This is a genomic window from Brevibacterium sp. 2SA (genome assembly GCF_005502845.1).
Lineage (GTDB): Bacteria > Actinomycetota > Actinomycetes > Actinomycetales > Brevibacteriaceae > Brevibacterium.
The window spans coordinates 20,185-33,767 of the sequence record NZ_SCMW01000041.1 but is presented as its reverse complement, the minus strand read 5'-3'; the positions used below and the strand labels follow the sequence as shown (position 1 = coordinate 33,767).

Annotated in this window: 13 protein-coding genes and 1 pseudogene; 8 read left to right on the top strand and 6 right to left on the bottom strand. The window is 69.0% G+C overall.

What is annotated here, in order from left to right:
* The 3 genes and pseudogenes from FFS20_RS17975 to ettA all read left to right on the top strand — a co-directional run.
* A pseudogene (locus FFS20_RS17975) lies at positions 1-251 on the top strand (hypothetical protein); the annotation flags it as partial.
* A gap of 105 nt (positions 252-356) precedes the next feature.
* A complete protein-coding gene (locus FFS20_RS13360; protein ID WP_137826331.1) occupies positions 357-1,055 on the top strand; it encodes a hypothetical protein in 699 nt (232 codons plus the stop codon).
* Positions 1,056-1,099: 44 nt separating this feature from the next.
* Positions 1,100-2,782: an energy-dependent translational throttle protein EttA gene (ettA, locus tag FFS20_RS13355; RefSeq protein ID WP_137826330.1), complete on the top strand. Its 1,683-nt coding sequence runs from the start codon at positions 1,100-1,102 to the stop codon at positions 2,780-2,782.
* A 64-nt stretch (positions 2,783-2,846) separates the two neighbouring features.
* Here ettA and FFS20_RS13350 read toward each other — a convergent pair whose 3' ends face one another.
* Together FFS20_RS13350 and FFS20_RS13345 are read right to left on the bottom strand one after the other, a co-directional pair.
* The gene (locus FFS20_RS13350) at positions 2,847-3,113 is read right to left on the bottom strand and encodes a hypothetical protein (protein WP_137826329.1); all 267 of its coding nucleotides are present in this window, start codon (positions 3,111-3,113) and stop codon (positions 2,847-2,849) included.
* Entirely contained in the window at positions 3,110-4,051 is a 942-nt protein-coding gene (locus FFS20_RS13345; RefSeq protein WP_137826328.1) for an acyl-CoA thioesterase II, read from the bottom strand. The genes FFS20_RS13350 and FFS20_RS13345 overlap by 4 nt, the downstream gene beginning before the upstream one ends.
* Before the next feature lie 187 nt (positions 4,052-4,238).
* On the opposite strand from FFS20_RS13345, the gene FFS20_RS13340 reads away from it, so the two are divergent.
* Complete coding sequence (locus FFS20_RS13340) at positions 4,239-4,766, top strand: thioesterase family protein (RefSeq protein ID WP_249356848.1); 528 nt, start codon at positions 4,239-4,241, stop codon at positions 4,764-4,766.
* Positions 4,763-5,422 (top strand): hypothetical protein, encoded by a 660-nt coding sequence (locus FFS20_RS13335; RefSeq protein ID WP_137826326.1) that lies wholly within the window; start codon positions 4,763-4,765, stop codon positions 5,420-5,422. The genes FFS20_RS13340 and FFS20_RS13335 overlap by 4 nt, the downstream gene beginning before the upstream one ends.
* 226 nt (positions 5,423-5,648) lie before the next feature.
* Here the strand turns inward: FFS20_RS13335 and FFS20_RS13330 are convergent, their stop codons facing one another.
* The 3 genes from FFS20_RS13330 to pepN are packed head-to-tail and all read right to left on the bottom strand — an operon-like array spanning position 5,649 to position 9,860.
* Positions 5,649-6,041, bottom strand: a complete 393-nt coding sequence (locus FFS20_RS13330; RefSeq protein ID WP_137826325.1) for a globin — start codon at positions 6,039-6,041, stop codon at positions 5,649-5,651.
* Entirely contained in the window at positions 6,038-7,189 is a 1,152-nt protein-coding gene (locus FFS20_RS13325; protein ID WP_137826324.1) for a mechanosensitive ion channel family protein, read from the bottom strand. The genes FFS20_RS13330 and FFS20_RS13325 overlap by 4 nt, the downstream gene beginning before the upstream one ends.
* A 13-nt stretch (positions 7,190-7,202) precedes the next feature.
* On the bottom strand, positions 7,203-9,860 hold the full coding sequence (gene pepN / locus FFS20_RS13320) for an aminopeptidase N (RefSeq protein ID WP_137826323.1): 2,658 nt from the start codon (positions 9,858-9,860) through the stop codon (positions 7,203-7,205).
* A gap of 162 nt (positions 9,861-10,022) precedes the next feature.
* On the opposite strand from pepN, the gene FFS20_RS13315 reads away from it, so the two are divergent.
* From FFS20_RS13315 to FFS20_RS13305, 3 genes are all read left to right on the top strand, one after another.
* Entirely contained in the window at positions 10,023-10,628 is a 606-nt protein-coding gene (locus tag FFS20_RS13315; RefSeq protein ID WP_137826322.1) for a DsbA family protein, read from the top strand.
* Between the two features lie 73 nt (positions 10,629-10,701).
* The gene (locus FFS20_RS13310; RefSeq protein WP_137826333.1) at positions 10,702-11,175 is read left to right on the top strand and encodes a ribose-5-phosphate isomerase; all 474 of its coding nucleotides are present in this window, start codon (positions 10,702-10,704) and stop codon (positions 11,173-11,175) included.
* Positions 11,172-12,284, top strand: coding sequence for an alcohol dehydrogenase catalytic domain-containing protein (locus FFS20_RS13305; RefSeq protein ID WP_137826321.1), 1,113 nt, complete (start codon positions 11,172-11,174; stop codon positions 12,282-12,284). Before FFS20_RS13310 ends, FFS20_RS13305 begins: the two co-directional genes overlap by 4 nt.
* Positions 12,285-12,312: 28 nt before the next feature.
* Here FFS20_RS13305 and FFS20_RS13300 read toward each other — a convergent pair whose 3' ends face one another.
* A complete protein-coding gene (locus FFS20_RS13300; protein ID WP_137826320.1) occupies positions 12,313-13,482 on the bottom strand; it encodes a PQQ-dependent sugar dehydrogenase in 1,170 nt (389 codons plus the stop codon).
* Between the last annotated feature and the right edge of the window lie 101 nt (positions 13,483-13,583).

The following is a 13,583-nucleotide window of genomic DNA, read 5'->3' as shown; positions in this document are numbered from 1 at the left end:
GGGAGGGGACTGTCCCCGACGCCGTGGGGGAGGGACCCGACCTCGCGGGGCCGGACGGCGAGAGCGCAGACGGTGCCGCCGGCTGGTCGCCTGCCGCGGTGCCGTCCGAGACGGCGCACGGGTCGGACGCGGACGGCGAGGACACCGAGCCCGATGAGACCGGCGAGGACACCGACACCGGCCCGACGGGCGGGGAGGGGAAGGATCCCGCGATCGCCGAGGCGACGGCAGCCGCCGCGGCTCCGTTCTGACCCGTGCGGGACCGGGTGGAGACTCGGGGCGACGTCGTCCGCGCGGTCTGAGGCCGGAATCGGCTAGAGTGAGAACGTTCGTCGTCGTCCTCCCCAAGGTGATCCATGCGTGTCGTTCCCCTCCTGGGTGTCGCAGCCCTGACCATCGCCCTGTCCGGCTGCTCGCTGCTCGGACAGGACGACAATGCGGAACCGGCGCCGGCGACGACGTCGGCCAAGCCCGAGGCCGAGGTCGACAAGGTCATCAAGGCGGTCGAACCGCTGACCGGTGACTCCGAATCCGTGCCGTCGACGAAGAAGTTCTTCGACACGATGATCGACGCCGGATACAAGCCGGAGCAGCTCGAGGCCACCCTCGACGAATCGCCGCTGGGCAATGAGGTGCCCTCGAAGGTCTTCGGCGTGAAGACGAAGAAGGGCTGCGTCGTCGGGGAGATCCGTGCCGGCAAGGCCACGGCCGAGCTCATGCCGCCCTCGGAGTCGACAGGGGCCTGCCTGCTCGGCAAGGTCGACCGACCTGAAGGCGTCGAGGCGCCCAAGGGGGAGATGCGCGATGAGGACGGCGACGACAACGGCGCCGGACACCTCCCGGGCGAGAACATCACCGGTGACGACGCGGAGACCCCCAGCCCGGACAGCTCGTCGGGTTCGAGCGGCTCCTCAGGGTCGTCGGGCTCCGGAGGCTCCTCGTCGAGCGGCTCGTCCTCGAGCGGCTCGTCGGATTCGAGCGGGTCGTCGTCGGGCTCCGGAGGTGGTGAGGAGGGCTCGTCGAGCTCGGACGGACCGTCGCTCGGCGGAGGCTGATGCGTTTGGCGCGGAGGCGCGCCAACCGATAATCTGGGGCCACTATGGCCGAATTCATTTACACCATGCACAAGGCGCGCAAGGCGCACGGTGACAAAGTCATCCTCGACGACGTGTCGATGTCCTTCTATCCGGGGGCGAAGATCGGCATGGTCGGCCCCAACGGCGCCGGCAAGTCGACGATCCTCAAGATCATGGCCGGCCTCGAACAGCCGTCGAACGGCGAAGCCCGGCTCAGCCCCGGCTACACGGTGGGCATCCTCATGCAGGAGCCCCCGCTCAACGAGAACAAGACCGTGCTCGGCAACGTCGAAGAGGGTGTCGCCGAGATCAAGGCGAAGCTCGACCGCTACAACGAGATCTCCGAGGAGATGGCGAACCCCGACGCGGACTTCGACGCCCTCATGGAGGAGATGGGCAAGCTGCAGGAGGCCATCGACGCCGCTGACGCGTGGGACCTCGACTCGCAGCTCGAACAGGCCATGGATGCGCTGCGCTGCCCGCCGCCCGACGCCGACGTCAGCGTCCTCTCCGGTGGTGAGCGCCGCCGTGTGGCGCTGTGCAAGCTGCTGCTGGAGAAGCCCGACCTGCTCCTCCTCGACGAGCCGACGAACCACCTCGACGCCGAATCCGTGCTCTGGCTCGAGCAGCACCTCAAGTCCTATCCCGGTGCCGTCATCGCCATCACCCACGACCGCTACTTCCTCGACCATGTCGCCGAATGGATCGCCGAGGTCGACCGCGGCCACCTCTACCCCTACGAGGGCAACTACTCGACCTACCTCGAGAAGAAGCGCGAGCGCCTGCAGGTCCAGGGCAAGAAGGACGCGAAGCTCGCCAAGCGCCTCAAGGACGAACTCGAATGGGTGCGGTCGAACCCGAAGGCCAAGCAGACGAAGTCGAAGGCCCGCCTCGCCCGCTACGAGGAGATGGCAGCCGAGGCAGAGAAGACGCGCAAGCTCGACTTCGAAGAGATCCAGATCCCGGCCGGCCCCCGCCTCGGCGACATCGTCATCGAAGCCAAGGACCTCGAGAAGGGCTTCGACGGCCGCCTGCTCATCGACGGACTGAGCTTCTCGCTGCCGCGCAACGGCATCGTCGGCGTCATCGGCCCCAACGGTGTCGGCAAGTCGACGCTGTTCAAGACGATCGTCGGACTCGAAGAGCTCGACAACGGCAACCTCAAGGTCGGCGAGACCGTGAAGATCTCCTACGTCGACCAGTCCCGTGGGGGCATCGACCCGGAGAAGTCGCTGTGGGAGGTTGTTTCCGACGGACTCGACTTCATCCAGGTCGGCGCCGTCGAGATGCCTTCGCGCGCCTACGTCTCCGCGTTCGGCTTCAAGGGCCCCGACCAGCAGAAGAAGGCCGGAGTGCTCTCCGGTGGTGAGCGCAACCGCCTCAACCTCGCGCTCACGCTCAAGCAGGGCGGCAACCTGCTCCTCCTCGACGAGCCGACGAACGACCTCGACGTCGAGACCCTGGGATCACTCGAGAACGCTCTGCTCGAGTTCCCCGGCTGCGCCGTTGTCGTCTCCCACGACCGCTGGTTCCTCGACCGCGTCGCCACGCACATCCTCGCGTGGGAGGGCAATGACGAGGACCCGGCTCAGTGGTACTGGTTCGAGGGCAACTTCGAAGCGTACGAGAAGAACAAGGTCGAACGCCTCGGCGAGGATGCGGCCCGTCCGCACCGCGTCACCCATCGTCGCCTGACTCGCGACTGACGGACTGACGACACGAAGGCCCCGGCATCATGCCGGGGCCTCCGTGCGTGGGCGGCCGGTCCGTCTATGCGCGCGGGCCGGCACCGGGTTCGAAGCGGTCGAAGAGCTTGCGCCACATGCGGTGGAAGAGCGTGAGCAGGTACCGGACGACGAACGTGCCGAGGATGCCGAGGACGAGCGCGAGGATCGCGACGAGTCCGATGTGGAGATCCGTGCGGTCTCGGAGGATGAGCAGGGCGATCGAGGTGAGCACGAGGCACAGGGCGACGTTGACGAGGCGACTGAGGATCGATGCGAGGATCTCGATCATCGCGGTCTTGTCATCGCTCACGGCATGTCCTTGACGCGGACCATGCCCTCCTGCGCGACGGTGGCGAGGAGCTCGCCGTCGCGGGAGAAGATCCGCCCGTAGCCGAGACCGCGACCGCCGCGTGCCGCCGGCGATTCCTGGACGTAGAGCATCCAGTCGTCGACGTGGACGCGCCGATGCCACCACATCGCATGGTCGAGACTCGCGACGCGCAGCCCGGGGGTGGCCCAGGTGAGGTCATGTTTGCGCAGCACCGGTTCGAGGAGATTGAAGTCGCTGGCATAGGCCAGGGCCGCCGCATTGAGCACGGGGTCGTCGCCGAAATGCGCGCTCGCGCGGAACCACACGTGCTGCTCGGGCAGCTCCGAGTCGACGTCCCCGGCACCGGGGACGCCGAAGGGCTCGACGGGACGGATGTCGAAGGGGCGCCGATTGAACCATTCGGTCACGCGCAGGGAATCGTCGGCGGCGAGCAGCTCCCGCAGATCGGGACTGTCCTCAGGGCCGGGGATTCCCGCGGGCATCGACTCGGAGTGCTCGAATCCCGGCTGCTCGTCCTGGAACGAGGCGATGAGCGAGAGGATCGGCACGTCCTTCTGATACGCGTGGACGCGCCGGGCGGAGAAGGACCGGCCGTCGCGGAGGCGTTCGACGCCGAACTCGATGGGCTCGGCGACATCGCCGGCCCGCAGGAAGTAGCCGTGCAGAGAGTGGATGAGCCGGTCGGCGGGCAGGGTCGCGGCGGCCGCGACGATGCACTGCGCGAGCACCTGCCCGCCGAAGACGCGGCCGTCGGGCTTGTACTGGCTCGGCCCGATGAAGTGATCCGACTCCCGCGTCGACTCGTCCACGGCGACCTTCCTCAATTCGAGGAGTTCGTGCAGGCGGGCGACATTCGCCTCGGCCAGGGTCGGCTCGGTTTCACTCACATGGGCCTCCAGGAGGACGGGGTCGGGCATCGTCTCGATCCTACCCGGGCACCGTGCGACCTGCGAGGAGACGCATCGCACCACCGCCGGCAATCAGGCAGTTCGAGTGGGCCCGCGGGCGATCCGCTCAGGTGAGCCACCTGCGTGTTCGATTGAGTCGCCCGGTCACAGGCAGGGCCCGGCGGGATGGCATCATGGGATCATGCACTCAGGCGCTGTGAACCCCCTTCTCGACGAATTCACCCGAGTCCTCCTCGAACTGCGATGGGGTGATATGGACGCCTACGGACACGTCAACAACGTCGTCCAGCTCCGGCTCCTCGAAGAGGCCCGTGTCCGAGCGCTGGGGTCCCCGACGCAGAGCCGTGACGCCGCCGTCCGGGCGGGGGACTACGGCGCCGCCGAGGTGGTCTCCGGTCTCCCCATGCCCGAGGTCTTCGGTGCCGCCTCGGCGACGACCGAACTCCTCGTCGCCTCGCACGCCATCGAATACCGCGCTCCGATCAGCTACCGTCCCGGTCCGATCGCCGTCGATCTCGTCATCAGCGAGGTGCGGCCCGCCTCGGTGACCATCAGCTACGTCGTCGTCGAACCCGACGGCTCCCTGGTCTACACGGTCGCCGAGACCGTCATCGCCTTCGTCGACCAGGCCAGCGGTCGTCCGCGGCGCCTGAGCGAGGACGAGATCGTCGCCCTCGAGTCGGTCGTGCGCGCCCCCGCGCGGATGCGGAGCCTGCGCCGATGACGACCCTCGAGATCGCCGATGAGAAGGCCCTGTCCGACCTCGCCGCGTTCACCTCGCTGGCGCACCGACTCGACCCCGACGGGGCGATGCGCCTGCAGGTCGCCTCGGAGGTCCTCGTCCTCACCGTCGCCCCGCTCTTCCCGCACGGGATCGGCGATTCGACCCCGCTCGTGCTCGCGATGCGGATGCAGCGGCTCGATTCCCCCGAACTCGACGGCCTCGACGAGGTCGTCCCGCTCGCGGCGCTGGCCGACCGCTTCGCCCGCGCGGAGAACGGCACGAGCCTTCCGCTGCCGCCGACGTCGATGCTCGTCTCCTGGGCCGGCATCGCCCCGCCTCGGGGCCCGTGGGAGCAGACGGACACGATCGCCCCATCCGCCCTCATCGCCGGCGCCGAGGCGGGGATCGCCGAGGTCGCCGACGGCACTCCCGACGGCGCGGGCTCACATGCGGTCAAGGCGCTCCGAGCACGGGTGTGGGCGGCGCCGCTGACGGGCGACCACGGGACGACGGTGCCGGCGGGTCTCGCTTTCGCCGCCGCGGGCCTCCGCTTCCTCCCGCCGTCGGCGAGCGCCGCCTGTCCGGTCATGGAATCCGCCGGCTGGCTGCGCGTCGTCACCCCCGGCGGTCACCTCCTCACCCGACAGTCCGCCTGAGGCAGACGGCCGCCTGAGGCAGACGGCAGGGGAGCGCGACCACGCGAGGGCTCACCCTGGTTCGCACGGCTCTAGTGCTGAACAGAGCCCTGCAAACCAGGGTGAGCCGAAACGGGCGCCGTGCGCAGAAGAGAGCGCACACCAGGCGCGAGCTGCGCACGCCGCGTCGACCCGAGCAACGCCGTGCGCACGCCTCGCACCGTGCCCACCGACGTGGGCCGCGGCCTCAGGCCCCGGTGCTGTTCGTGTTGACCATCGCGGTGGCGGCGCGCTGGAAGTAGTCCCAGAACACCTCGTCGTAGAGGGGCGGCAGGTCGACTTCGTCAAGCGCCCCGCGCATCGCCCGCAGCCAGCGATCCCGAGCGTCGAAGTCGACGGGGAACGGGAAGTGGCGCATCCGCAGACGCGGGTGGCCCCGTTCCTCCTGATACGTCGTCGGCCCGCCGAAGTACTGCACGAGGAACATCTGGAGCCGGTGCTTGGCGCCCGTGAGGTCGTGGCCCTCCGGATACATGCTGATGAGCGGTTCGTCGGCGGCGACATTGGCGTAGAACGCGTCGACGAGCCGGGTGAAAGTCGGATGGCCGCCGACCGCGTCGAAGATCGTCTCTGAGCTCATCGCTTCCTTCCGTCGGGGTTGCCGGTGCCCTTGTGTCCGGCACCTGAGCGGCCGCCCGTCGAGCGGCCGCCGGGCGCGCGACCGCCGGAGGCCCGACCGGGCGCCGAAGACTTGCCCGAGCCGCCGGCCGAGGCGGACTCCCGGTCGTGGTCCTCGGAGTCGTCCTCAGCGTCGTTGGTCGCCTTGATCTTCGCCGCCTCGGTGGGGTCGGGCAGGGTGCGGAAGACCGTCTCCTGCGTGATCGGGATGTGGATGCCGTACTTGTCCATCTGGCGCTTGAGCTCGGCACGGAAGGCGCGCGCGACCTTCCACTGCTGGTTCGGCTTCGTCTTGAGCACCGTGCGGATGACCTGCGACTGCGCCGACAGGGACTCCACCCCCCAGATCTCGGGCGGCTCGAGGATCGCATCGGCGATCTCCGGATCCTCCTCGATGACCTTCGTCGTATCGGCGATGACCTTCGAATACGTCGCCACCGAGGTGTTGTATGCGACGGGGATGTCGAGGACGGCACGCGCCCAGCCCTGCGACTGGTTGCCGACGCGGAGGATCTCACCGTTGCGCACATGCCACAGGGTCCCGTCGAGTCCGCGGACCTGGGTGGTGCGCAGGCCGACGTCCTCGACGGTGCCGATCGCCTCGCCGAGGTCGACGGAGTCACCGATCCCGTACTGGTCCTCGATGACCATGAAGAAGCCCGACAGGTAGTCCTTGACGAGCGCCTGCGCGCCGAAGCCGATCGCGACACCCGCAATACCCGCCGAGGCGAGGATCGGCCCGACGTTGAAGTTGAGTTCGGAGAGGACGATGAGGCTCGCGACGACGGCGATGACGATCGAGGTCACCGAGGAGAGCATCCGTCCCACGGTCTGCGCGCGCTGGGCGCGCCGCTCCCTGATCGTCGCCTGGTCGATGCCGGTGAACTGCGATTCCATCGCCGAGGTGGAGAACCGCGAGGTCGACTTCGAGCTGCCGACGGTGCCCTTCGCCACGCTCGCGGCGAAGCGGCGGATGACGATGCGCATGAGGAAGTTGATGATGAGCGCGCCGACGATGATGAGGGTGACCCGCAGCGGGACGTCGAGGAGGAACGCCCAATCGATCTGCGAGGCGGCGAGCAGAGTGGTCTCGAGAGAATCAGAAGTCATGATGCCCTCGAGCCTAGCGAGCGATCTTGGACGGGTCCTCAACCATGCTGGACGTCTCCTGAGCCGTCAGGGCCCGCTGCGCGTCGGCGAGGTTCTCCCGCATCAGCCGCAGCAGTCCCTTCGGCGCCGCCGGATGATCGGTCAGCCACGCCGTCGCCTGGGCCACGGTGTGGTCGGTGGCCGGCGGGAAGAGCCTGAGCGTCATCGTCTGCGCCATCTCGAGCGTCCGGGTCTCCCACCAGCCGGAGACCCGCTGGAAGTACTCGGTCGCGAAGTCGAGGAGGGGCGCCTCGGCGGCGATGAGCTCACCGGTGTCGGTCTGCAGTCCCATCGCGAACCCGTTGGCCAGGGCCCCGAGCTCCGAGTTCGGCAGGTCGACCTCGTCGATCATCCGGGTGAAGGCCTGCGACTTCGCCGCCGAGGTGGCCCTGGCGGCCCGTGCGGTCGCGGCCTGCCGCTGTCCGGTGGCGCTGGGATCCTCGGCGGCCATGTCCGCGATCGCGGACTCGGCGATCGCATCGTGGTTCGACAGCGCGATGAGCAGCTCCCACTTCAGGTCCGTGTCGATGGTGATGCCGCCGACCTCGGCGGCGTCGAGCCACTGCCGCAGCTCGTCGATCTGCGCCGGTGACTGGGCGTGCCGGATGACTCCGCGGAGGAACTGGAACGCCTGATCCGATCCGGCCGGGGCTGATGCGAAGAGCTCGCCGAGGCGGTCGGCGACGCGGGTGTGCGCCTGTGCCCGCTCGGCCGGGGGCAGGTAGGCCCCGACGGCCGTCTCGAGCTGGCGCATCTGCGTGAGCAGACCGGAGGAGTGGCTGATCGCACCGAGGTGGTTGAGCAGGGTCTCGATGTAGACGCCGGCCGGCAGCTCGCCGTCGCGCACGGAGTCCCACAGGGTGCTGAGCACGATCAGCTGGGTGAGGGAATCGTCGAAGTCGCTCAGCCGCTCTGCCGCGACCCGCATGCTCTCGGGATCGAAGCGGACCTTCGCGTACGTGAGGTCGGCGTCGTTGACGACGATGACGTCGGGCTTGGGCAGTCCCACGGCCTCGGGCACGTCCGCCTCGGCGGAGTCGAGGTCGAGCGGGAAGGCATGCGTGCGCACGAGCCGGCCCTCCGCGTTCTCGGAGTAGAACCCGATCGCGAGGCGATGCGGACGCAGGGACGGCACCGGCTGGCCCTCGATGATCCACGGCTTCTGCGTCACCTGCAGGCGCGTGACGGTCTCGGACTCCTCGTCGGTGTCGGCGGGAGCGGTCTCGACGCTCGCTTCGATGAGGTTGACGCCGGACTCCTCGAGCCACAGCTTCGACCACGTCGCGAGGTCCCGTCCGCTCGTCGCCTCGAGTTCGCGCAGCAGGTCGTCAAGCTCCGTGTTCGCCCACGCATGCTTCTCGAAGTACTGGGCGAGTCCGGCGAAGAACTCGGCCCGGCCGACCCAGGCGACGAGCTGCTTGAGCACCGAGGCGCCCTTGGCATACGTGATGCCGTCGAAGTTGACCTCGACATCGGCAAGATCCTCGATGGGAGCGACGATCGGATGCGTGCTCGGCAGCTGATCCTGGCGGTAGGCCCACGACTTCTCGATCGTCGCGAACGTCGTCCACGCCTCGGTGTACTTCGTCGCCTCGGCTGTCGCGAGCGTCGACATGAACTCGGCGAAGGACTCGTTGAGCCAGAGGTCGTTCCACCACTTCATCGTCACGAGATCGCCGAACCACATGTGCGCGAGCTCGTGGAGGACGGTGACGGTGCGGCGCTCGACGAGGGCCTCGGTGGGACGGGAGCGGAAGATGTAGTTCTCGAGGATCGTCACGGCCCCGGCGTTCTCCATCGCCCCGGCGTTGAACTCGGGGACGAAGAGCTGATCGTACTTCTCGAACGGGTAGGGCACGCCGAACTCGCGTTCGAAGAACTCGAAGCCGGCGCGGGTGATCCTGAAGAGGGTGTCGGAGTCGAGGTATTCGAAGAGCGACTCCCGGCAGTAGAGGCCCAGCGGCACCGGCTGTCCGTCGGAGGAGACGAGTTCGGAGTGGACGCTGCGGTAGGGTCCGGCGATGATCGCGGTGATGTAGGAGGAGATCGGCGTCGTCGGGGCGAACTGCCACACGGCCATGCCCTCGGCGGCCTCCTCGCCGAGGTCGGCGAAGGTCTCGGCCGGATCGCCGGGGGTCGGTGTCGGGGAGTTCGAGACGACCGTCCAGTGCTCGGGGGCGACGACGGTGAAGGAGAACGGGGCCTTGAGGTCGGGCTGTTCGAAGACGGGGAAGACGCGGCGGGCGTCGGGCACCTCGAACTGGGAGTAGAGGTAGACCTCGTCGTCGATCGGATCGACGAAGCGGTGGAGGCCCTCACCCGTGTTCATATAGGAGAAGTGGGCGTCGATGACGAGCTCGTTCTCCGCCGCGAGTCCCGGCAGGGTGATGCGGGAGGGGGCGACGACCTCGGCGAGTTCGAGGTCGAGGCCGTTGAGCACGATCCGTTCGACGCTCGCGGTGATCGCGTCGATGAAGGTCGTCGCATCCGGATCGGCGGTGAAGCGGATCCGGGACCGCACCCGGAACGAGTCCCCGCGACCGGTGAGGATGAGCGTGTGCTCGTAGCTCGTGACGTCAATGTGGGACGACCGCGAACGTGCTTCGTCGCGGGTGAGGTTGTATTGGGGCACTGTCTGGCGACCTCCGCATCAAGTCATGTGTACTGTCGTCATTCTGTCATGAACGCCGTGCGATCTCGGCTACGAGGACGCGGTGGGCCGGGGCGCGCGGAGTTGGTAGATTGGCACAGTGACCAGGGCGCTGCGGCGCACCCCTGCCGATGAGGAGCGAGAATGAGCAGAGAAACCCTTGACCTGTGGTTCGACACGGCGTGCCCGTGGGCGTGGATGACGTCCCGGTGGGGACTCGAGGTCGCGAAGGTCCGCGACGTCGACGTCCGCTTCCATCCGATGAGCCTCAACATCCTCAACCGCGGCAAGGACCTCCCCGAGGACTACCGGGAGCTCATCGACCGCACCCTGGGTCCGATGCGCGTCGTCACCGCCGCGATCGCCGAGCACGGCGAGGAGATCGCCGAGCCGCTCTACACCGCGATCGGCACCCGCATCCACCCCGGTGGGGAACAGGACTTCGACAAGGCCGTCGCCGAGGCGCTCGCTGAGCTCGATCTGCCCGCCGAACTCCTCGACTACGCCGAGCGCGACGACTACGACGCCGCGCTGCAGGCTTCCCACGACGAGGCGATGGCCCTCGTCGGCGACGACGTCGGCACCCCGATCTGCCGGGTCGCCGGCACCGCGTTCTTCGGTCCCGTCGTCACCCCGGCCCCGCAGGGCGAGGATGCCGGGCGCCTCTTCGACGGCGTCGTCGCCGTCGCCTCGACGCCGGGCTTCTTCGAACTCAAGCGCACCCGCGACCAGGGTCCGATCTTCGACTGAGGCTCTGCCCACAGCTCTGTCCGCTGCACTGTCCACGACCAGCGAGCTCACCACCCCTGACGAAAGGCACATGATGAAGGTTCACCTCGGCACCGACCACGCCGGGTACGAGTTCAAAGAGGTCCTCAAGGGCCACCTCGGCGAGGAGGGCTACGAGGTCGTCGACCACGGGGCACTCGAGTACGACGCGCTCGACGACTATCCGGCGTTCTGCATCGCCGCGGCTCAGGCCGTCGTCGACGACCGCGCCGCGGGCCTCGACTCGCTCGGCGTCGTCATCGGCGGGTCGGGCAACGGGGAGCAGATGGCGGCCAACCTCGTCACCGGCGCCAGGGCCGCACTCGCGTGGAACCCGGAGATCGCGCAGCTCGCCCGTGAGCACAACGATGCGCAGATCGTCGCCGTCGGCGCCCGCCAGCATTCCGAGGCCGATGCGATCGCCATCGTCGACGCGTTCCTCACCACCCCCTTCTCCGGTGATGACCGCCATGCCCGCCGGATCGGGATCATGGCCGCCTACGAGACCGAGGGTCAGGCCGGACTGTGAGGATCCGGGGCGCGGTGCTGCGCGAGGCAGAGCGTGACCGGCCGTATGCGGAGTCATCTCCGCTCACGGTCGAGGAGCTCGACCTCGACGCCCCGGGCCTCGGGGAGATCCGCATCCGGCTGACCGCGGCCGGGGTGTGCCACTCCGACCTCTCCGTCGTCGACGGGAACCGGCCCAGGCCGCTGCCGATGCTGCTCGGCCATGAGGGCGCGGGCATCGTCGAGGCCCTCGGCGACGGCGTCGACGACCTCGAGATCGGCGATCAGGTCGTCACCGTGTTCCTGCCGCGCTGCGGGGTCTGCCGCAACTGCCTCACCGACGGGAAGCTGCCGTGCCTGCCCGGGAGCGCGACGAACGCCGCAGGCACCCTGCCCTTCGACGGCCACAAGGTCAGACTCCACGATGCCTCCGGCGCCGAGGTGCTCCACCACCTCGGCGTCTCCGTCTTCGCCACGCATGCCGTGGTCAACCGCGCCTCCGTCGTGCCCGTCGGCCATGATGTGCCGGCCCCGATCGCCGCGGTCCTCGGCTGCGCGGTGCTCACCGGCGGGGGAGCGGTCCTCAACGCCGGCGCCCCGGGACCCGACGACGAGGTGATGATCGTCGGCCTCGGCGGGGTCGGGATGGCCGCGCTCATCACGGCGCTGTCGATCGAGACCGCCGGGGTCATCGGCGTCGACGCGAACCCGGAGAAGCTCGAGCATGCGCGAAGGCTCGGTGCGGTCGAGGTCTGGACGCCCGAGGAGCTCGGAGACCGGACGGCACCGATCGTCGTCGAATGCGTCGGCCATCCCCGCGCCTTCGAAACCGCCTTCACCGCGACCGCCGTGGGCGGAACCACTGTGACCGTGGGCCTGCCTGCTCCGGACGCCGAGGCCCGCATCACCCCGGTGACGCTGACCGCCGAGGCGCGCACCGTCATCGGCTCCTACCTCGGGTCGGCCGTGCCGGCCCGCGACATCCCGATCTACGCGCAGCTGTGGCGCGAGGGCCGGCTGCCCGTCGAGGAGCTCATCACCGAGACCGTCGCCCTCGACGACATCAACTCCGCGTTCGACGCGCTGGCCGCCGGCACCGTCATCCGCCAGGTCATCGACTTCGAGCGCTGAGGCACGCTCCCTGCGGCGGGGCGGCCGCTCAGTCCGGTGCCGGGATGCGGATGATCCGATCGTCGCCGGGACCCGGATCCCCGCGCCCGTCGGTGTTGTTCGTCAGCATCCAGATCTCCCCGGTCGGGGTCGTGACGACGTCGCGGAGGCGACCGTATTCGCCGTCATAGAACGTCCGCGACTGCGAGAGGTCGGTGACCGGAACCTCGCGCAGCGTCGCACCGCGGAGATTGGCGATGAGGATCGAATCGCCGGTGATCGTCATGCCGCTCGGACTCGCCTCCGCCGGAGCCCACTGCTGGACCGGATCGACGAAGTCCCCGCCCTCCCCGGGATCGGCCATGCCCTCGACCTCGGGCCAGCCGTAGTTCGCTCCCGGTTCGATGACGTTGAGCTCGTCCCACGCGTTCTGCCCGAACTCGCTGGCATACATCGTCCCGTCCTCGTCCCAGCTCAGCCCCTGCGGATTGCGGTGGCCGTAGGAATAGACGTACGACCCGTCGAACGGGTTGTCCTCGGGCACCGCACCGTCGGGGGTCAGCCGCAGGATCTTGCCCGACAGAGCGGCCCGGTCCTGCGCCGACGCGCTTTCCCCGGCATCGCCGGCCGTGGCGTAGAGCATGCCGTCGGGTCCGAAGGCGAGCCGGCCGCCGTTGTGCGTGGTGCCCGCCGGGATGCCGTCGAGGAGCACCTCGGGCTCCCCGAGTCCGAGGCCTCCGGGGTCGCCGGTGAGCGGGAAGCGGACGATGCGGTTGCCGTCTGCGGCCGTGAAGTAGGAGTAGAGGACGTCGTCGGCGACGGCGAGGCCGAGCAGACCGCCCTCGCCGGCGGCGGCGACATCGGGCACGGTGCCGACCTCCCGGACCTGCGCGGGACGGTCGGCGGAGAGTTCGAGGATCCGTCCCGTATCGCGTTCGGACACGAGCGGAGAGCTGCCGGCGAAGGCGATCGACCACGGTGCCGCGAGGTTCTCGGCGACGACCTCGGGGGCGGTGAGCGGCGGGGGAGACCCGGTCTCTGTACTCGGTGCCGGCGATGAGGTGAACGCCGAGGTGGCCGGCGCCGAGCTCGGGTCATCACCGGCAGTGCAGGCACTGAGGGCGAGACCGACGGCGGCCCCGAGTGCGGTCAGACGCACGGTGCGCGTCCGCGTGCGCAGTCGTGAGAGCGGGGTCGGGTGCGGGGGCAGCGGCGCCATGGCGGGTCCTTCCTGGATCCGGTCGGGACACCATTGTCGCGAACCTCCCTGCCGCGGGTCGAGCCGCAAACCGTCCAATGGGAACGGGGCGCATGCAGAAG

Coding starts and splice junctions, on each gene's coding strand:
- FFS20_RS13300 (WP_137826320.1), bottom strand. CDS start 13,482: ATGGCGCCGCTGCCCCCGCACCCGACCCCGCTCTCACGACTGCGCACG.
- ettA (WP_137826330.1), top strand. CDS start 1,100: ATGGCCGAATTCATTTACACCATGCACAAGGCGCGCAAGGCGCACGGT.
- FFS20_RS13360 (WP_137826331.1), top strand. CDS start 357: ATGCGTGTCGTTCCCCTCCTGGGTGTCGCAGCCCTGACCATCGCCCTG.
- FFS20_RS13345 (WP_137826328.1), bottom strand. CDS start 4,051: ATGCCCGACCCCGTCCTCCTGGAGGCCCATGTGAGTGAAACCGAGCCG.
- FFS20_RS13325 (WP_137826324.1), bottom strand. CDS start 7,189: ATGACTTCTGATTCTCTCGAGACCACTCTGCTCGCCGCCTCGCAGATC.
- FFS20_RS13335 (WP_137826326.1), top strand. CDS start 4,763: ATGACGACCCTCGAGATCGCCGATGAGAAGGCCCTGTCCGACCTCGCC.
- FFS20_RS13330 (WP_137826325.1), bottom strand. CDS start 6,041: ATGAGCTCAGAGACGATCTTCGACGCGGTCGGCGGCCATCCGACTTTC.
- FFS20_RS13315 (WP_137826322.1), top strand. CDS start 10,023: ATGAGCAGAGAAACCCTTGACCTGTGGTTCGACACGGCGTGCCCGTGG.
- FFS20_RS13310 (WP_137826333.1), top strand. CDS start 10,702: ATGAAGGTTCACCTCGGCACCGACCACGCCGGGTACGAGTTCAAAGAG.